Annotated in this window: 14 protein-coding genes; 6 read left to right on the plus strand and 8 right to left on the minus strand. The window is 63.9% G+C overall.

The window, feature by feature from the left end; translation table 11 throughout:
- The coding region (locus MFF24_RS15790; protein ID WP_238225465.1) for a hypothetical protein at positions 1 to 270 on the minus strand (270 nt) is incomplete at its 3' end.
- 274 nt (positions 271 to 544) lie between these two features.
- On the opposite strand from MFF24_RS15790, the gene MFF24_RS15795 reads away from it, so the two are divergent.
- Entirely contained in the window at positions 545 to 1,798 is a 1,254-nt protein-coding gene (locus tag MFF24_RS15795) for a phosphatase PAP2 family protein (protein ID WP_238225467.1), read from the plus strand.
- Here MFF24_RS15795 and MFF24_RS15800 read toward each other — a convergent pair.
- Together MFF24_RS15800 and MFF24_RS15805 are read right to left on the minus strand one after the other, a co-directional pair.
- Positions 1,735 to 3,423, minus strand: coding sequence for a ThiF family adenylyltransferase (locus MFF24_RS15800; RefSeq protein WP_238225469.1), 1,689 nt, complete (start codon positions 3,421 to 3,423; stop codon positions 1,735 to 1,737). The two genes, MFF24_RS15795 and MFF24_RS15800, sit on opposite strands and share 64 nt — an antisense overlap.
- A complete protein-coding gene (locus MFF24_RS15805) occupies positions 3,416 to 4,543 on the minus strand; it encodes a CBASS cGAMP synthase (RefSeq protein WP_238225472.1) in 1,128 nt (375 codons plus the stop codon). The genes MFF24_RS15800 and MFF24_RS15805 overlap by 8 nt, the downstream gene beginning before the upstream one ends.
- A 117-nt stretch (positions 4,544 to 4,660) precedes the next feature.
- On the opposite strand from MFF24_RS15805, the gene MFF24_RS15810 reads away from it, so the two are divergent.
- Positions 4,661 to 5,668 carry a CBASS cGAMP-activated phospholipase gene (locus MFF24_RS15810; protein ID WP_238225474.1) on the plus strand — a complete coding sequence of 336 codons (1,008 nt, stop codon included), beginning with the start codon at positions 4,661 to 4,663 and terminating at the stop codon, positions 5,666 to 5,668.
- A 302-nt stretch (positions 5,669 to 5,970) separates the two neighbouring features.
- Entirely contained in the window at positions 5,971 to 7,839 is a 1,869-nt protein-coding gene (locus tag MFF24_RS15815) for a hypothetical protein (protein WP_238225476.1), read from the plus strand.
- Positions 7,840 to 7,920: 81 nt separating this feature from the next.
- Here MFF24_RS15815 and MFF24_RS15820 read toward each other — a convergent pair whose 3' ends face one another.
- Positions 7,921 to 8,196, minus strand: coding sequence for a hypothetical protein (locus MFF24_RS15820; RefSeq protein ID WP_238225478.1), 276 nt, complete (start codon positions 8,194 to 8,196; stop codon positions 7,921 to 7,923).
- Between MFF24_RS15820 and MFF24_RS29055 the strand changes: the two genes are divergently transcribed.
- From MFF24_RS29055 to MFF24_RS15830, 3 genes are all read left to right on the plus strand, one after another.
- Positions 8,133 to 8,732, plus strand: a complete 600-nt coding sequence (locus MFF24_RS29055; protein WP_373322701.1) for a glutathione binding-like protein — start codon at positions 8,133 to 8,135, stop codon at positions 8,730 to 8,732. The two genes, MFF24_RS15820 and MFF24_RS29055, sit on opposite strands and share 64 nt — an antisense overlap.
- 1,129 nt (positions 8,733 to 9,861) lie before the next feature.
- Positions 9,862 to 10,005, plus strand: a complete 144-nt coding sequence (locus tag MFF24_RS15825; protein ID WP_157228183.1) for a hypothetical protein — start codon at positions 9,862 to 9,864, stop codon at positions 10,003 to 10,005.
- A gap of 567 nt (positions 10,006 to 10,572) precedes the next feature.
- Complete coding sequence (locus MFF24_RS15830; RefSeq protein WP_238225481.1) at positions 10,573 to 12,714, plus strand: TniQ family protein; 2,142 nt, start codon at positions 10,573 to 10,575, stop codon at positions 12,712 to 12,714.
- Positions 12,715 to 12,828: 114 nt separating this feature from the next.
- Here MFF24_RS15830 and MFF24_RS15835 read toward each other — a convergent pair whose 3' ends face one another.
- Genes MFF24_RS15835 through MFF24_RS15850 form a run of 4 tightly spaced genes read right to left on the minus strand, consistent with a single transcriptional unit; the run spans position 12,829 to position 18,898 of the window.
- The gene (locus MFF24_RS15835; protein WP_238225483.1) at positions 12,829 to 14,658 is read right to left on the minus strand and encodes a TniQ family protein; all 1,830 of its coding nucleotides are present in this window, start codon (positions 14,656 to 14,658) and stop codon (positions 12,829 to 12,831) included.
- On the minus strand, positions 14,655 to 15,731 hold the full coding sequence (locus tag MFF24_RS15840) for an AAA family ATPase (protein WP_238225485.1): 1,077 nt from the start codon (positions 15,729 to 15,731) through the stop codon (positions 14,655 to 14,657). The genes MFF24_RS15835 and MFF24_RS15840 overlap by 4 nt, the downstream gene beginning before the upstream one ends.
- The gene (locus MFF24_RS15845) at positions 15,715 to 18,207 is read right to left on the minus strand and encodes a TnsB C-terminal domain-containing protein (RefSeq protein WP_238225487.1); all 2,493 of its coding nucleotides are present in this window, start codon (positions 18,205 to 18,207) and stop codon (positions 15,715 to 15,717) included. Before MFF24_RS15845 ends, MFF24_RS15840 begins: the two co-directional genes overlap by 17 nt.
- Positions 18,176 to 18,898, minus strand: coding sequence for a hypothetical protein (locus MFF24_RS15850; protein ID WP_238225488.1), 723 nt, complete (start codon positions 18,896 to 18,898; stop codon positions 18,176 to 18,178). The genes MFF24_RS15845 and MFF24_RS15850 overlap by 32 nt, the downstream gene beginning before the upstream one ends.
- Between the last annotated feature and the right edge of the window lie 82 nt (positions 18,899 to 18,980).

Genomic DNA, 18,980 nt, shown 5'->3' on the forward strand with positions numbered 1-18,980 from the left:
GGTGCCGCAGCCGAGCCCGGCCTGATCGGCCGGGGCCACCCTCTCATCCAGCCGCCGCCCTCGTCCGACCTGCACCCGATCCAACTCGACCGCGAGTTTTTCAACAAAATCCGCCATGAGCGGACCGTCCGCCGGTTTGCCCGATCGATCGAGCAGTTGCCCGTAATCCCGCAGGGCCGGGCCCGCGCCGGTCCTGGCCAAGAAGGTCCGCTGTTGCGAGGAGGGCTTGCAGGGGGCTTCGATCCCTGTCGAGAGGAAGCCCCTGTGCATCCCGTGGACTCCGCAGCGCAGCAGACGTCAGTCGCCTAGCCTGCTCGCCACATGGAACCCGTGAAGCCTATCTCCGTCCGCCCAGACGTTGGCCCAGGCACGAGCTTGGCTGCCTCGAATCCTTCGTTCGCCTATGGAAGCCAGATCCTCGGGCAGCCCTGCCCTGTCGTCAGGCCTCTGTATTGCAACCTCCGTAAAATCTGACAAGATGACAGCTCAACCATAGGTAGTTGGATTCAGTATCGACCGAAGTTCCCCGCCTAGGGAGGACAGTATGGAAAAGGAAGAGGCGCCAGCCGGTGACGGCGGCGGCAATAATCCCCCTTGCGCTCATGAATACCACGTCGCCAGTGAGCCACCTTTTGGTCAGGTTTCCCCTGAGGCCAGCTTCTGGGATGAAGAACCGATCTTGCGCACGGTCAAAATCGGCGAAGTCATCGAACGCCTGGGTGGTGTCAAAGAAATCGAGCGCAAGTGGCAGTTCAGCTGTCCCGATCCCACCCATGAGGAAATCGAGGAGCTGACTACGGGCGAGTTTGGATACAACAACCGGTACAAGGAATTCACCAACAGGTATCGCGAAAACCGGCTGGGTGTGTTCCTTACCCATCCGGCTTTCGTTGCCAGGCCACCAGCTGGGACCGTGATCAACAACCGGATCATGACCGGCCGGCTGCCGATCGTCCGCAATGGTGCGGAACTCGCCTCGATGTTCGAGGCCGAGAAAACCGCCGTCTGGCACCAGCATGTGCTGCTGACGCTGATGGAAATGCCGGGCCAATTCTCGCTTCCTGATGGACGCGGCGGCCACAAGATCGTGACGGTGCGTCTCCGCGAAGTCATTTCCCCGGTTCGCCAAGCCTTGATGCAGGCGGCGCTGCATACGGTCACACTGAGTGCTCTGACGGCGATCTGGCGGTTCAAGTGGCGCAGGTTCCCGACAGACCTCAGGGATGAAGAGCTTCTGGTCGCTCGGCGTGAGTGTCCATCGGAGTACTTTGAGCGCATCAACAAGTCGCATCCCGGAAAGTACGATTTTCAGGTTCTTTTCGACTCGGAAATCCGCTTCAACGCGGATGGCGATATCCTCCGCAATATCGACGAAGCCAAGCGAGGGCAGCCCAACGCTCCCGATTATCTACCTGGTACGCCTCGGCACCCAGCCTTTGGCTCCGGCCACAGCACCTACTCCAAGGCGGCCAGTGAGATCATGAAGGTGTTCTTGCCGGATTGCTGGGGGGTCCCGGTGATGACCGGCGTCCCGCCGATCGAACAGATTCCGCAGCCGGCAGTCGGCGGGCAGAGGCGCCGTGCACGCGTCGATCACCACGTGCGGCCCGCGATAGCTGCCGATGAGGATGCCACCCGCCTCGAGCAGGATCTCCCGCTCCGATACGAAAGTCTCGATCACGGCCTCCACCTTAGGATCGATCTGGACGAGGCCGCCCTCGATCGTGCCCAGAATCACGCTCCACCTCCGCAGGCGGGACAGGCATGGACAGAGGTTGGACTGCCATCCTGCACCTGAAACGCCCGGCGGCCATCGAGCGTGAGCGAGCGAAATCGATTGCCGGGATTGCCGTTCGCCCAGTCGATGGCGAGTTCGCAGGCGAGAGACGCCGCCGCGACGGAGCGCGACACCGGAAACGGCAGGTACTCGGCGTCGCCGCAACCGAGATTGGAAATGGTCTCGAGGCTGGCTCCCGGTCGCATGGCCCGGTGCCGAGGCGGGCCCGCAAGTTCGGGCTTGAGGCATTTCAGGCAGGCGCGTTCGGATTCACCCGTCAGGATGCATTGGGCGACCGCCCCGTTGCCCAGAAGCCAGACGTGGAGGTGGGGCGGGAAGGCGGGGCGGCTCCGAACTGCACGCTCGTTCAGGGCCAGGGACAGAGCTTCCTCGCCAGTCGCATCGATCACGAGATCGTAGCGGTCCCAGGGCAGCTTCTGCGTGCGCGCGTCGCCGGGATAGCCCTCGATGGCCAAGAGCGGGAGCTGTTCGAGCAGGAACTCCGCGCAGGCCTCCGCCTTGTTCCGCCCGAGATAGGGCACGCCGAGAAGATGCCGGCCGAGGTTGCCCGTGGTCAGCACGTCCGGATCGACCAGCGACAGATAGCCTTGTCCTGCCCCCGCTCCGCACTGGGCGAGCTGCTGCGCGAGAAAGCCGCCAATTGTACCGCATCCGATCAGCAGGATCCGCTTGTCGACGAGATTCCTCATGCTTCCCAGGTTCCGGCCGAAGAGATAATCGGCGTCGGCGCGGACACCGATGAAGCGGTCCAACGGCGTGCCCGAAGCTTGACGCTCCATCGCCTCCGGCAGCCTGCTGCGCCGGTTCTTCAGGAACTCCGGCTTGCGGAGGTGCTGCGGAACGGAGATTCGATAGCAGAAGAGGCCGTTCGGAGCCCTGACCAGGACGGTCGCCGAGAGGCAGTCTTTCGAACGCAATACATCCTCCAGCCGACCGACCAGAGCAGGTGCGGTCCGACGCAACCAGAGATTCAGCTCCGCCAGCGTCTTGGGTGGCCACGACCCGGAGGCGGCGACCGTCACGGGATCCGGGACCGACACGACGATCACGGGGTCCCCGGACGGCTCGCCGCGCTGTACGCGCTCCAGGTCTGAAACCAGCCAGGATCTTCCGCTCGACACGACCAGAGCCGACGACCCGTCCTTCCGGTCGAGCGCCGCCGCCTGCAGCCGGGCTGGGCCGACATATCCGTCGGGAAGATCCACGTAGACGAAGGTGTTGCTCCAGTAGACCTGGAACTCTTCGGCGAAGTCGGCGTCCGATCGACCGCGGATCGCGTCTCTGAGAACCCTTTCCGCCTGATCGAGGCATTGCAGGACGGTCCCGCCGGGATCGTATCTGTCGAGGACGACCGACCCTTTGCCGTAGTAGCAAATGGACCTGTCGAGACCGAGCAGGTGAGGCACGGCGCGAGCCGGCATCGGGTAGTCCGGATCGATGCGGATCTGCGGGTATTCGACGAAATCGATGTCGTCGACCCGCATCGAGATGGGGATCTTCAGAACGCTCGGATCGAGCAGTCCCACGTAAGCGGGACCGCCTTCGGCGTCGAACGCTCTCTCGAAACCGCGCTGCTTCAGCGCGTCGTGGATCAGCAGGCGCGACGCGGCTTTTCGATCAGCCACTCCGCGACCGTCCCACGACGGGGGCCGGCACCGTCTTCTTCGGATGGGCGTTGATCGAGGCCTGCGCCGCGACCGGCAGACTGACCTGATCGGGCCTGTCCGGCACGCGCTCGCCGAACGCGAGACGCATCAGGTCCACGGCACGACGCTTGTCGGAGCAGAATCCGACCGCCTCCTTCAGCCGGTTTCTCAGCTCCTCGGCCTTGGTCGCGGCGCTTTCCCGCTCCTTCGGCGACATCCGGTTGAGGTTCTCGCTCTTGCACGCAGGATTGGGCATGTCGTTCCGAAGCATGGCCGGCAACCTCTCGGCCACGCTCAGGAGGCGCTCGTCCTCGCGTTTGGGCAGCGCCGTCGCCATCATGGCTTCATAGGCGGTCCAGGCGCAGGCCATCAGCAGAATCGACGAAAGATGTAGGTCGTCGAGATGATGATGGTCTCGCCATGCCTTGAGGAAACGGCAGTCGCGCCGCAGGCACTCGCCATAGAGATCGACCGCATCGATGAACCACTTGTGGATCTTCCGCGGGTCGGATTCCTTCCAGCCCTCTTCCCGGTGGGCCAGGAGGACTGCATCCGAGGGAAGCGCCTCCCAGTGATCCGGCGAGACCTTCGTGGCCGTCTTCCGGGCCTGTTGAGTCGCACGATCCTCCAGCTGCAGGAACTCGCGATCCGGGATGGCATAGAGCGGCACGTCGACATGCGCGTCGTCGGCGATCTCGAGACGCACGCAGGTCGGCTTCCTCACGAGCGTCCAGCCTTCCTCCTCCGCGAGATCGCCCAACGCGGCGTCGACGAACTCGAAGAACAATGCGGCAGCCCTGGACGGCCGCTCGCCTCTGACGAAGGAGAGGGGAAGGTAGCAGCCGTCGTCGAGATCCTTCTGCTGGCCGGGCGGCCATGCCGGATCGTTCAGCGTCCGATAGCTGCTGCTGCCCTGCGTGAAGAAACGGGGGCGGATCTCCTGTCCGAATCGGTCGCGACCCGCCCTGCCGAACTCCTTCCGTAGGTGCGCGCGTATCTTCGCCTTCGCCTCCCTGAGGAGGGTGGCGTCCGCGAAGAGATTTTCGAGGAAATTGTCGGAATCCGTCGTCGTATGGAGAAGCTTGGATACGTCCGCCACGCAGGACTCCTCGGCAGCTGCCGTTCCGGCCCATGTTCACATCTGATAGGGTGAGGATGGTGCAGTTCCGGGAACGGATCAAGAACCCGGCGCTCTGTCAGGGAAGCTATCCACGCAATGACGTTCCAGATCCTCTCCCTGAGCGGCGGCGGCTACCGGGGGTTGTTCACCGCGGAGATCCTGGCTCGCCTCGAGGAGCAGGCAGGTCGACCCATCGGCGGGTGCTTCGACCTGATCGCCGGCACGTCGATCGGCGGGATCATCGCGATCGGCCTCGGGATGGGCAGGACCGCCAGCGATATCCGAGATGCATTCCTTGAAAACGGTGAGGCGATCTTCCCGCCGCGTCCTTCGCCGCCCAAGGATAGGCTTCGCAGCATGATCGCCAAGTACCGCTGGTTCATCGGAGGTCCAAAGTACGATGGCGTCGAACTGAGGAAGACGATCGAAGCGATCATCGATCCGGACGCTCTCCTCGGGGAGGCGCGGACGCGACTGCTCATCCCTGCGGTCAACATGACCGAAGGGCGCGTCCAGATGTTCAAGACACCGCACGCACCTACTCTGCGGGTCGACCAGAGCCGCAAAGCCGTGGAGATCGCTCTGGCAACTTCGGCGGCTCCGACGTACTTCCCTCTCGCCAAGATCGGGAGCAGCTATTTCGCCGACGGCGGCCTGGCGGCGAACTCGCCCGACGCCTGCGCCGTGCACGAGGCGAGCCATTTCGCTGGGCAGAGCCGAGAGGATGTGCGGATCCTGAGCATCGGCACGACCTCGGCGAGATTTGGCTTGCCTGCTTCGCTAGGACGACGATTCGGCCCAGCCGAATGGCTTGCCAACGAGCGTCTCGTCTCGACGATCTTCGGCGTGCAGCAGCAACTGGTTGATTTCATGATGAGCCATGAATATCGCGATCAGTATATCCGTATCGATGCGGAAACCTCGGCAGATCACGCCATAGATGTCGGTCTGGACGTGGCCACCAAGGAGCGGAGGGAAACCCTTCAGGCACTTGCCGAGGGCGCCTACCAGCGGTTCTGCACACACCCCTTGGTCTTGAGCGCCCTCGCACATCGACCCGACCTGCCGGAGTTCGTGGGAACCACGGCTTCGGCCAGGTCATAGGAGCGTGACAGCCGGCGTCCCGGCCTTCGCGATGGGACCGCATCCATCAACGGCAGAGTCGATGGTTTGTCCGACCGCGCCAGGGAACCATCGTGCTCGTTCCGGCGAAGGGGCAAGCGCAAGCGTCGCTTCGCGACCCCTCCACCTGCACTGCGCGCAGTGGTCCTCGGAACCCAGGTCGGCTCCGAGGAACGGTCTCCTACCGATCCCACCAAGGGACATTTCATGGGGACCGCCGATGCATCGCTCTCTAGGCGTACCTAGCTCTATGGCTCTAAACACCCGTGTTGTAGAACGTTTTCATGTCTGACAGCACCGCTCCGCTCGACGAGGACGCCCGCCTCGACTACGTCGCCCGGGAGATGGTTGCCGAAGCGACCGCTGCGTCTAGTCCCAATATCCTGTCCGCCAGCGGTTTCGCGCGCGAGAACATCTCGATCTTGCACCAACAGCGTCGCGTTGCGAACCTTGCTTGGGCATTGTCCCGACTTCGGCGAGTGCAACCTGGTGACGTCGTCGCGATCGTTGGCGGCTCATTCTCCGGACTCATGCTCGCCACCATCTTGGCAATGGTGGACGATGCAATCGTCTACATCTTTGAGAAGGAAAGCAGTTTACTTCATCGCTTTCGCGACAAAGCACATCGGCACCTATCACCCATACTCAATTCCCGATCGCTCGGTAAGCGCTTTGATCCTCAGGGATCTGTTCCGCATTTTCGTTCGCCGATCTTCGCTTGGGAAGCTGGCAGCGCGACTGATGTAAGAGCAGAGTGGCTGAACGAATTCGCCGGCTATGATGACAGGCTGCCAATCTTTACTCTCGCGGGGCATGAAGTGAGGGCGGATATGGTCCACCCTCGTCCGGATGGAGTGGATATCGATTTTTCCGTCTGTGATCCTGACTGGTCCTGCGTCGCGGTCGATCTGCTAATTGATGCTACCGGATTCGGCGAGGAAGCAAATCCGCTCGACGTGCTGGACTTTAGCTACTGGGAGTCTGGCCACAGATTGATCTACGATCACCTTCCGACGCCAGCGAAAGTGCTAATCTCTGGCTGCGGAGACAGTGGCGTGATTGAGGGCCTGCACTATGCCTTCGCCGACTTTCGCCATGAGTATGTAACCGCCCTCTGGCGTTCGCATTCAGGTCTGGAAGCACGCATCGACCTCGGCTTGGAAAACGCTCGGCTTACTTCGATCTTCGCCAGTGAGGAGCCGGAACGATACGGGGGCGGCATTCTTTCGGAGGTTGTGTGGTGGCTCGATCAGCGTCATTTCATGGAATTTAATCGGGCTCCCTGGCAGTATGATAACGATCCGTTTATTTCGGCGATCTATGAACAGCTTAACAACTTGATCAAGCCGCTCTATGAAGCGACTGGTGCCAGCGAACCCTTTGAAACAGCAGATTGGTCGGGTCTCGAAGCTTTCACGCTGTCTCTACCTCTCCCTGCACAGTTCGACATTCGCGAGTCCGTACGTCCACTTGCCGACGAAGTCATTAGCCGGCTGATCGACGAGCTGGCAACCTCAATTGATCTGCCGCAGGACTTCAATGAATTTACCGCACTGACACGCCCCGGGCTATCGATCACGATAAATGGGCTGATGCCTACGGCGTACACTAGACAACTTTCGCCCTACAACATCTGGACGATGCGCTTGCTTCTAGCGCTTCCTGGAGTCCGTTATCGACAAGGTGCAATCGAGCAGGTGATGCGACGGGGCGGCAACCGTTTCGAGGCGATTTTTTCCGACGGAAGCCGCGACGTATTCGATCGCATTGTGACGCGCTACGGACCTGGGAAGCGCGGTGAGTCAGTAATCGCGCACCGAAACCGCCGCGACACGTTGAGCGGAGACTGGTTGCTTGTGGAAGTCGAGGCGGAAGTCTCCGATCCTCAGGACGTTTCGCAGCGGCGCATAGTCGACCCGGCTCGAGCAGCGATCATAGATGGCCTGGCCGAACTCGACTCAAGACCTTTAGAGGCAAACACGCTCAGTAAGAATCTGGTGGCTCGTATCATTTCTCTCGGGCAGGGAAATTTTCCGCTGAACGATCCGATTTACGACGATCCCATCAGGTGGCTCGCCAACGAACTGAGGGCCGGTCGGCGCCCACATTACGGTTTGGACCGGAGGGCCAGAACGGCCTTGGTGCGACGTTGACTTTCGGGGCTCGCTCGTTGCTCAGCCACGGACCCCGCGGCCCGAGACCATGACGGCCTCAATGTGCCGGCAGCGGGCGAGCTACTCCCGGAGGCCTTGGATCTCCGTCCTCGGAGCGGCACTGTGCTGCTCCAGCTGGACGATGCGGCGGTCGCGGCGGTCGGCTTTGGGAGTGGCCTCGGGCTCGTCCGCGGGCTCCTCCGGAGACTGAGCCAGACCGCGGGCGTCCACGGCTTCCTGTGGGAGCGCCTTGGCTGTCTGGTTCTTGTAGAGCGTCTGCCGGTCGAAGCCGAATGCGATCGCGATCGTCGGCAGGTTCGGGCGGCCGTTCCCGGTCGAGGCCGTGTCAAAACGCATTGATCGTGGTCGCCAGCGTTTCCAGGCTGCTTCGGAGGTATCGGCTGCGAAGCAGGAGCCGCGGTCGGTCGGCCCATGCGTCAAGGCTAGGCTGCCCGGATCAATGCGGTGACAGCTTGGCCCGGGCTCGGCAGACCGTACGCAGCCATTTCTCGAATTTGGACGGAGCTCTCGGCGACAGGACCTGGATCGCCGGTGAGCAGCGATCCGTGGCCGACGCATATCTCTTCGTTCTCCTGCGCTGGTACGAGGATCTGGGGCTGAATCTGCAGCATTTCGAGAATCTATCGAGAGTGTTTGATTGTCGGCGGGGGGATCCTCAGGTTGCGCGCGCTTCGCGAGGAGAGGAGCGGACGCCGCGAGACCTTCGCGACCGCCGTCGCTTAGTACTCCGGACTGCATTCTCGACAGCCGAGTGGGTCTCGTCGCGCCGCAAACGGACGAGAGCCCGCCGCCGCGCATTCGTCGGATCTGTAGACGATCCATGCTCGATCCGAACTGTTCCTGAGGCAGGCGCGCTCCAATATACTCGATGAGGCGGCCGAAAACTGTCGGAGACGCGAAGGCCGCCGCGCGAGACCCGGGCCTGAGGCTCCCCATCCGCCGCCTCCCGTCCACTCGATGCCAGCACCCACATCGCGATGGTGGCGGATCGCGGCGCGGCAGGCGAAATGTCGAGGTTGGCTCTACCGGGCCCGTGTTCGTCCGAGCGAAGCCGAGGGGCTCAGCCTTGGGCCTGGGGTAAGAGCAGGGACGGCTCCTCCGAATCGCGCTTGCGATCTCTGATCCTCGAGCCGATGACTTGGCGGCACCGCGCGTCGCGCCGCGGGTCGCTTCGCATCCCGAACTCTTTGTCCTTCGGAACGGTAGTTGAGTGAGCCGCTCTGCCGCTCCTTTGGAGGACGGAAACGGTCGCCCCGATCCGATCGTTGTCTACACTTCAGATTATGTTCTGAGTCACCAAAGCGGCAGCCTTGGCCGGTTGGCGTTCCGCTGACACTTGTCGCGATGCGGGATTCGCGACCAAGATGTCGGTATCTCCACAAATTCCGGCCGTGCGGTCCGGCAGAGATGGCTAAGATGACCCGGTTCGAACTTATACCAGCGCTTCTGCTGGAAGTGGTGCTCAAGGCCTAAGGGCCAGCCGTCGAACCTTTACGGTAGGCGTGCCTCCAGAGCCCTACCGCTTCTCCAGCAGAACCCTCCGCGCCGCTGAGACGGCGCAACCCGATTGAACCCGGACACGGGCGCGATCGGTCCCCGGTCCGCCGACTGGGCCCCTCCGCGGGATGGGCCCAGGCGGCCGGGAATTCACCACCGGACCCTCGCGGTTCAGGCCCACCCTCCTCACCGGTCCTTCCGGGCCACTTCGCCAGCAAGGCGAAGCCATGCCCGGAATGCGTCCGAAATCCATCTGGAAAATTCGGAGTCTTCCATGCGCCCCCATTCAGACGATCCCAGACGAAGACGACGGGCGAACCAGCCTATTGGGCCACCATGACCCAGGGCGGTGAAGCGCCCTAGGGACCGACGCCCGCAACAGAAGGACGAGATGAGAATGGATCCGAGAACCCGACACCCAATCATCGATCCACGTGCACGAGGCCCACCACGTCCCCAGAGGGGCAGTCTCCAAGATCCGGGCAATCCTGCAGGGAGGACGAGATGAAGAGCCTTCATTTCGGCGAACGGCAACCAAGAAGCTGGGCCGAAGCGCGAGGTCCACCAAGCGATGCCGCCGAGGCCGACGATCCGGCGTCCCCGGCGGCAAACGAAGAAATGACCGACTTTGGCGGAGCGGCGAAATGAGACCCAATCCCATCGACCAGCAACAGCCGACAAGCTGGGCTCAACCGAGAGGGCCACCAATGCTCGACGGAGGCTTCGGTCTCCGTCGAGCTTCGTGAAATGAATCCGTTCGAGAACTTACAGGAAGGGGGTGAAAGCCATGTTCGCATTCCGACACGCATCCGCGCCGGCGGAGATCAACCGGCCCGGCGATCGGACCGAGTTCCGGTTGCCCTGGTCGCCGACCGACCGCAACGATCGGTGGACCAGCAGCATGTCGTCGTAGGAACCGATCCTCGACGCCGGTCGGGTGGGCAGTGCCTTGTCCAGGTCGCCATGCCTCGAATGCTCGATGGTGCGTCGGCGCTGCCGCCTGGGCGGCAGCGCCCGAGCGGCCCGCGCCTTCGGACCGTCGCCTTCCCGTCCGGGTTTGGCAGACCTTTCGACGGACGGGAGGCGTCGGGGGCACTGCTTCGAACCGCGTTCCGGAAAGAGACGCAGCCGAGAGCATTCCGATCGAACCCGGCGCCCAGTCGTCGGCGTCCCTCGCATCGCAGATCAAGCCGAAGCCCATCGTTGGGAGACCTGATGCCCCTAGACTTCGACGACCGCTTTGCCGCCGTCGGTTCCTTTCGCAGCCACCATGCGGATGCCGAGCGAGAGCCTGGTCCGGATGGCCGGTCGAAGACCGGGAATCCGCCCACCGTTCTCGGCCGTCCCTCGGAAGCCGATCTCACCTCGGTGAACGAAGATCCGTTCGACGCCATCGACGGCAGTTTGCCCGACGACCTCGATCGGCCGCGGCATTCGGCGAAGGAACCGGAAATCGAACCGGACCGCACCTCTCCCGGGAGATCGAGATCTTCGTCCACGTGGCGAACAGTGCCTCGACCTTGGGTGCCGCGCACGGCTCCGCTTCGTATCCGGGAGCACCTGGACTGGGAGCCGGCCTACTCGCTGGTCGAGCGGCTCGCGGCGCGAAACGGCACCCGGGTGGCCAGCCTCGCCAGCGACTACGGACTGTCCCTGAAGGGGATTCAGAGCGGCAAGCGCATCGACGTCGAGCGACTGGCGTTTCTTGCGGGAGTCGACGCGACGAAATTGTCACAAGGCACCATGAGCGTCGGCGGGCCTGCGAAGGTTGCCAAGCAACTGAGAGGCGAAATCTTCAATGCCCGGTACAGTGAACGCGGACGCGACGTCGTCTGTCAGGGCTGCCTGACCGAAGATCGCTCCGCCGATCCCCTGCGGATCGATGGAGGCATACGCCGCAGAGTATGGTGGGATCTGAAGCCCCTCCACCACTGTCCTCGACACCGATGCCGGCTCGTGCCTTCGCATGCGGGGGCTGTTCCTCGCGGCAACGACAGCGAAAAGGCGATTGGATCGGACGACTGCGCCTGGGAAGGGTACGTTCTCGGACGACTGGGCTTCGGTGATCGGATGGCGTCCGATCTTCTCGACGAACTCGGTATCGAAGCTGTCTTCGATCTCGTGGCGGCAAGCGGGGCCGTCGCCGTCCACGGCACCGATTGCCGCCGCACCGCCTCGGATCGACTCGGCGACCCGGCCGTCATGAAGGCGGGCTTCGAAGCGGTTCGTACGAAGGAAGCTTTCCTGGCGGCGCTGGCTGCTCTCCAGACGGCTGCCTTGTCGGGGCAACGCAGCAGAACGCCGAGAGAGATGTTCGGCCTGATCTTCGACCTGCTCGACAAGAAGCGGGATGGATCGATGGACGCCGTCGCTAGCCTGATGCTGGCCTTCGTATCCGCCAACGTTCCCAGAACCAGTCAGCGAAGGTTGCTTGGACAGCCGATCAAGTGGGTGACGGTCGAACCGGGCAGATATTGGGACCATGACTCGACGAAGCGCGTTCAGATTACGCGCAAGCGCGTGATCCGGATCGGCAGATCCCTAGGGTTCCTGAAATCGGAAGATCGCCGAAATGTCGCCTCCGAGTCCAAGATGCCACAGACCGTCGTTGATGCAGTCGCCGAACTCTTGAAGAGCACGGTGAGCTCGAGCGAGGTCCGAGAGGAACTCAGACTGACCGAGAGCCAGTGGCAGATCCTCATGAATGCCCACGTGATCGAACCGGTGCACCGCCTCGCCGGCAAGGACAAGGCAAGATACCGGTATGCCGAGGGTGCGAGTAGATTGTTTCTGGAGCGCCTTGCAGGATGTGCCCCCATCGTGGAACGCGGCGAGGCGGGCTGCACATCCGTGTTCGACGCAGCCAGGGGGTGCCTCTCCGGCTTGACCATCATCGAGGCGTTGCTGGACGGCCGGCTGCGCGCGAGGTGCCGCCTCGAGGCGATCCATGGCGTACGATCAATCCTTGTTTCCTTGGATGATGTCCGGCAACTGGCGCGGGAAATCAACAAGCCCGAGGGCGCGATCTCCGTCGACCAGTTCGCAGGACGCCTGGGCATGCATCCCAACATCGTCCGACGCCTGATCGTCCACGGGGCCATCCGGACGGTCGATGGGCGGTCGAAAAGACAGCGTTGGGTAGCCGAGGAGGAGTTCGACCGATTCGACGCGACCTTCGTTCAATCGACGAAATTAAAGCAGCTTCTCGGAATGAAGAGCTCGACCCACGTGTCGGTCCTCCACGAAAAGTACCGCCTCGAATGCGCAATTCCGGACGTGAAGAAGCACCTGTGCTTCTACCGGAGATCGGATCTCGAGCGGGCAGGTCTGCCGATCCCGGCTCCATACGGCAGCTGACGTCGCGCTCCATATGCGACGAAGTCTCCGCCTGCGGCGGAGGCTATGGCTTCCCTCTGCGCTGCCTCTCGAAAGCGGATTGCTCGACGCCAGGGATGCACCGACCGGACGGCATCAAGCGGATTTGCAGTCGTTGCGCTCAAAGAGGCGAACTTCGACCCTTCCCCGAGGCGCCAACTCGATTGCCGGGTGAATACCAGCCGCGGCGAGTTCTGAAAGAACCGCCTTCGCACTCGTTCCGCGGGCGCGGGCTAGTTCTGTCGTCGACACGTACCGGGCCTTGAAGCGGTCGACGTCTGCGCGGCAGAGCAGGCGATGGCCGCGCACGTCCTTGATCGTCCGGATGTGGCCCGAAGCGAGGACCGGGATGAGGCCGTTCAGGCGCATCCCCAGCGCCCTACGGCCTTCGGGCAAACCCACCCATGGCGAGTCGGCAGGCCGTCGGAACTCGGTCAGACCGACAGTCCGGATGTGTATCGCTTGGAGGCCCTGGAGGCCTTCGACGCGTCCGCAGGCGGCGATCCTGCCGTCGAGCAGTGCTCTGCACAGTGGCACGATCCCGACGCTCCGAGCCGCGGAAGCGACCGAACTCGATTGGGGCGGTGGGGTTTGAAGCAGCGGCGCGCGTCCCGCCATCCGGGCGAGGATGTCCTCGATTTCGACTGGATCGAACTTGGGGTGTCGGGATGCCGCCCGCGCCAGCGGATCCGGCGACAGGATGCCTGCCTTGCTCAGTTTGCGGACGGAGGCAGGGGTGATGCCGATCGTCAGTGCCAGACCCTCGACGTCGATCAAGCGGCCGACCTTTGCCGCAAGGGTCTCGACATGCCGCCGATCGATCGTTGGCCTGCAGCGGACATCGATGTCGGTCCGAAGGCCAGCCGCGTCCAGGATCGCGACCGTGCGGTCCCACCCGCGATCGAAAAAGCCCTTTGCCTGACTGGCCGAAATGTGGTCCCGGACCGGCGGCGAAGAGACGTGCCGCTCCCAGTTCTGCCAGCTGATCCGATTGCGCCGGACGACATTGGCGATCCTTTCGGCCAGCCATTCCTGGAGCTCTCCTTTCGGAAGGGCTGCGAACCAGCAGTAGAACTGGCCGAGTTGAATTCGGAGTTGGTCCAGTTTCCCCGGTCCTTCCAAAAGAGCCTCGATCGCGTCTTCGACATGCTCCTCTCCCAGTCGGATCGCTTCGAAGCCTGCGAGCATCATCGCGGGCCGATGCTCCTGCCGCACCCTGCTCACCCGTGCGTCGCGGCCGGCGGTCAGGCAGCATCCGAGCCTCTGCATCAGCGCGATGGCATCGCCCAACGGCAGACGATCCAGCACGGGATCGGGACAGTTTGGCGCGCCGCCCAGCCTTCCGACGACATAGGCGTCGGCCGCTATGGCTTCTCGAGCGACCGTCGCGCGTGGGCCGCGGGACAAGTCCGCGCCGCAATGGCAGGAACATGGGCCGCCGGCGCCTCGGTTGTTCGTCCGCCCGCATTCGTGGCAACGATCGTTCAGTCGGATGCAGTGGATCGGACAGGCGGACAGCGTCGCGACGGACCACCAGCAGCGGACATGGCGCCGCCCACGCGTCCGGTCGGGATCGTCGGCGACATCGTCCGCCCAGCATCCGACGCAGAAGCTTTGCCGGCCGTAGAGGATCTGGGCCGATTGGAAGGTCTCGCCGTGGAGCAGAACCTTGCCAGATTGGATGGACCGGGGCGTGAACCGTTCGATCCGTTCGACCGTCTCGCGGCCCAGGATCGGGATCAGTGCCGACGTCCTGCCATGCGCGAGGTCGTTCATCGGGATGCCGCGACTGGCGAAGCTCGATCTCCGCCAGTCGTAGCCGTTCGCTTCCGCGAGCCGGAGCATGTAGCCGCAGGCCGGCTCGCCGGGAATATGAGGGGGACGGATCGGGAAGATCGCGCCCCCCTGCTCTGGCGCCGGGTTCACGCCTTTCGCGCCTTCTTGTCGTAGGTCGGTTCGGACGGCTTGCCGGTCAGGGAGCCGCGCATCCGCGTCGGCTGCGGCGGACGGCTGTGCCGCCGGGTCGCCTGCTGAGGGCCCTTCGGCTGCGCGAACGGGTTCGTCCTGTCGCCGGAGGCCTTCAGGATGTCATGCGCATAGGCGAGCCACTTCTCGTCGATGCGCACCTCGTCCGCTTCGAGCGCGTGCTCGAGTGCGATCGACAACAGGCGGGTGATGCGACCGACGATGCCACCTGTCGAGGCGTGGATCCGGGCGGCGAGCGCCGGATCGGCCAGGTTCCAGGGAGCCGACAGATTCATGCCGTTCTCCAACTCGTCCAGGAAGTCGCGAAGCGGCTTCTGGTCGGCCTCGTCCACCCCCCACCCGAACGGCACCAGCGGGAAGCGGTGGCGGCACCTGCGGTCGAGCTGCGGGTTCGCGTCGACGGGCCTCGCGGCCAGCGGCATGCCGCTGAGCACCATCTGGACCTTCGTCTCGACCAGGATGTCCTTGACGAGCTCCGACAGTTCCCAGACGACCGTCTCGCTGTGCGAGACGAGGTGGTGGAACTCGTCGATGAACAGAACGCGTGTCTTCTGTCCGACGAGCTGCACCCTGAGGCGGTCGAGGACCTGATGGCGCATGAGGTTTCTGGGCACCTCCGCACCGAGTGCCCGCAGAAGCTGCGTGGCGAGGGCCGTCGTCGATCGCGAACTCGGTGCATTGACGAAGATGGCCGGCCGCTCGTCGCCCTCGGGGCCGTCCGGAATATGGAGGCCGTTGGGAGTGATGCGCGGCGGACGACCGGTGGCCTCCTCGATCCGCGCATATTCCTCGCGGATGAATTGCCGCATGATCGTCGTCTTGCCGGTACCGGCGGCGCCGGTCAGCAGAACGAACGATCCCGGCTCGTTGCGGTCGTAGGCCGTGCCGAGCCGGTGGATGGCCTTCACGCCATCCACCAGATCCGGATGGCTCGTGACGAGCAGCCGCTTCATGCGCGACAGCATCGCTTCGGATTCGGGCGACAAGGGGTGGAACTCAAGCGAAGTCGACAAGGGCGGCACTCCTGTTGCGGCGGGGCATGACGTCGGCGGCGTCCTCGACGACCACGGACGGCATCTCGGTGTCGGCGGCCTCGGGCGCGTCGGAGACAGGGGGCGCCACGTCGGTCGTCGAAAGGGGGTCCACGTCGACGACCTGCGTCTCGACGGTCTCGTCCGGCAGCACGCCGGCGTCCTGCAACGCCGGCGCGGCGGGTGCAGGGAGCTGAGGCCTTGCAGGCACGAGCTCGTAGTCCGCGGTCAGCACGCCGTCCTCGAACACGTCGCCTGCATCGTCCAGGCCGAGAAAGGCCTGGAAGTCGTCCTTGATCCTGGCCAGGGGATCGACTTTGGCGGCGAGGAAACGGGCCGTGCGGCTGGACACCCGCTTCGTCTGGCGGCGATCGTTCACCGCTTCCTGAGGTGCGCGCAGAACCCGCTTGGCGGCATCCATGTCCGCCTGCGTCACGCGTTCGGTCGCCTTTTTGCGCGAGCGCGCCTCCGCACGGATCACGAGATGATCGTGCCGCGTGCGTCCGCGTGCATCGGGGTCGGATGCGAGAAGCGTGATCCAGCGTCCGTCGGGACCGAGCAGATAGCCCCGGCCGACGTCCATCGTGTCGATCTTGAACTGGTACTTGATTCTGCCCGGTCCGTGCCGGTCGATGAGAGCCTGCAGCTCCTCCGAGCCATGCCCATAGAAGAGGCCCATCCACTCGATGCCGGTATGCTGGATCGTGGCGACCTTGGTCGAAGAGATCAGCGGGATCAGCTGATCGACCGAGGGCGCCATGTCGACGTGGTACAGCTCGACGAGCTTGCGCCACTTCTCGGCCGGGGTATCGTCGATACCCTCATGCCATTTCTGCATGTAGATGTCGCAGATGTACTTGCAGACGGCCCAAGCTGTCTGTTCGAGATCGAGTTTCGCGTTCCCGGCCGCGTCGTATTCGGGTCGACGTTCGCCGTTCTTGAACAGGCTCCCGGGCATGCCGGAGAACAGCACCTCCTTGACCTCTCGGAACTGGCGTTCGACGATGCCCTTCAGATCGGGACGCCCGGCAGGCGCGTGCAGCAACCGGATGCCGAGCTGTCCGCAGGCCATGACGAGGTCGTTCGAGCGGTAGTCCGCGCCCTGGTCGGTGATCGCCTTCCCGGGCCTGCACGTTCCCATGACGGGGTGGTCGATGCCCGGCAGGTTCGCCAGCCAGGTCTTCGGAAGCATCGCCATCCGAAGGGCTTCCTGGATGGTCGGGTAGCCCTCCTCGAGGCCGATGTAGAAGCCGATGATCGCGCGCGTGGCGAGATCGATCACGATTGTCAGGGTCACCTGCTTGAAGCGAAGGCCCGTCGCCGGATCGCGCACGACGATCGGCAGCTTCGTGGAGTCGATCTGGACCGCCTCGCCCGGGCGCTGGTAGCGCGGGCCCCGCCCCTTGATCCTATGGGTGCGATCCGCCTTTGTCCGTGCGTCGCGGTAGTAGGTCTTCTCCCGGGACTCGATCTTGGAGATCGTCCGGTAGAAGGACTGAATGTCCGGAATCACGGACTCGATCTGTGCCGCATCCATACCGGCCTGGCGTGCCACGCGCCGGATCTCGTCGCGGACCATGCAGAAGATGTCGGTCGCCCTCGGACGTTCGGGCTGCAGATACTGCGCGACCGCGAACCGGTTCATGATTTCGTAGGCAGGAGTCCACAGGCGCGGCTTGCGATTGCCCTGGTGATGCCTCTGCGGGACGAGTGCCGAAAGACAGCGGCCCGAACGCTGGTAGCGGCGGTACCATTGCAGGAGTGCGGCTCCGCTCGGAGCATCCGCCACGCCGTTCGGCTCGATGACCTTCGCGACTCGCTCGCATACGAGATCGAGCGACTGCGCCTTCAGGACGATGCGCGAAGGCTTTTTTGCGTGTGCGGGGCGATACTGCGCAGTACGGCGCATGTTCCGCAGCGACAGCCCGAACTCGAGGGCTCGCACGTAGCGGAGGCGGCGCAGCGCGATCTTCTGCTGATCCTCGCCGAAGCTCGAGATGTCGCGACGCATGTCCTCGACGAGCTTCCTGGGAAGCCCCTTGCCGAATTCGGGCTCGATGCGAAGCCGCTCCTCGAGCCACAACTTCGTCAGCTCGTCCCACTGGTGCGGTTTGGATGCTCCCCCGCCCTCGGGCCTCAGAGCGATGCCGTTCACGAGGAGGGTGGCGGGAGCGAAGCGAACGCCGTCGATGATGACGACATCCTTTTCGGTCAGACGGAACGGGTTCATGCGAAACCTCTCTGTTCGCACTCCGGAATCGAAGTGCATTGCGACGGGATGGTTGATCGAAGCCGTGCGGCGGCGGCCTATCGGTCGAGTGACGCGGCTGCTGCGGACCGAAGCGGGCAAGGCGAGCCGCGCGGTCCCGGATCGGTCGGGGACGCGACAGGAGCAGCGTCCCCTGCGAAGCTCGTATTCCGTACGTTCAGTCGAGGAAGGTCGGCCGGACGAGCGCACGGGCGTCGATCGGTCGTTCGAGGTCGAGGTCGACTTCGCGGCGCATATGAAGTCGAAGGACGGCCTGCATGGCCCGGCTGCCGATCCCGGAGACTTCCCGCACTTGGCCGACGGTCAGGAGCGAAGGGGCTGCTTCCCGCAGGACGCTGCGGACCCGGTCGAGTGCCTCGACGTCTTCGAGGGGGCCGGACTGGTCGAAGAGGAGCTCCGCGTTGGCAAAGCGCGGCTGGCGGCGGATCACCTCGTCGGTCCAGACTTCGAAGGTCAGGCCCTGCGCTCGGAAGCCGGCTTCGATCAGTGCCAACTCGTCGGCCATCTCGTCTGCGACGACCTTCGGCTTGACCTGGACGTAGACCGGCTTCGGCACGAAGCGGCGCCTGAGGGCGAAGTCCGGTGTATGCACCCTCCACCGCTGCGAGCGGGGATCCCACCAACCGACCTTCCGGGGCTGCGGGCGAACGCTCGTCGTGATGCCGTCGGACCGGATGAGGACCAGAAAGTCGTGCTCCAGCAGCGACTCGAATTCAACGAGGCCTTCGATCCGGGATCCACGCTGCCCGGAGGGAGCCATGAGGTTGTCGAGATCGAACCAGGGAACGACGCCGCAGAAGCTCCTACGGTTCGTGGCCTTGTCGGCTTTGCGGACGCCGCGGATCCGGGTCAGCCTCTTGGGTGTGAAGGCGATGTTCAACGTCGTGTCCCTTTCCTAATCGTGGTGGCGATCGGCTCCTGCCCCGCGCCGGCGGACGGCGCGGCTGCAGCGCTCGCGGGTG

The sequence above is a fragment of the Methylorubrum aminovorans genome (assembly GCF_022179725.1).
In the GTDB taxonomy this organism is placed as follows: Bacteria; Pseudomonadota; Alphaproteobacteria; order Rhizobiales; family Beijerinckiaceae; genus Methylobacterium; species Methylobacterium aminovorans.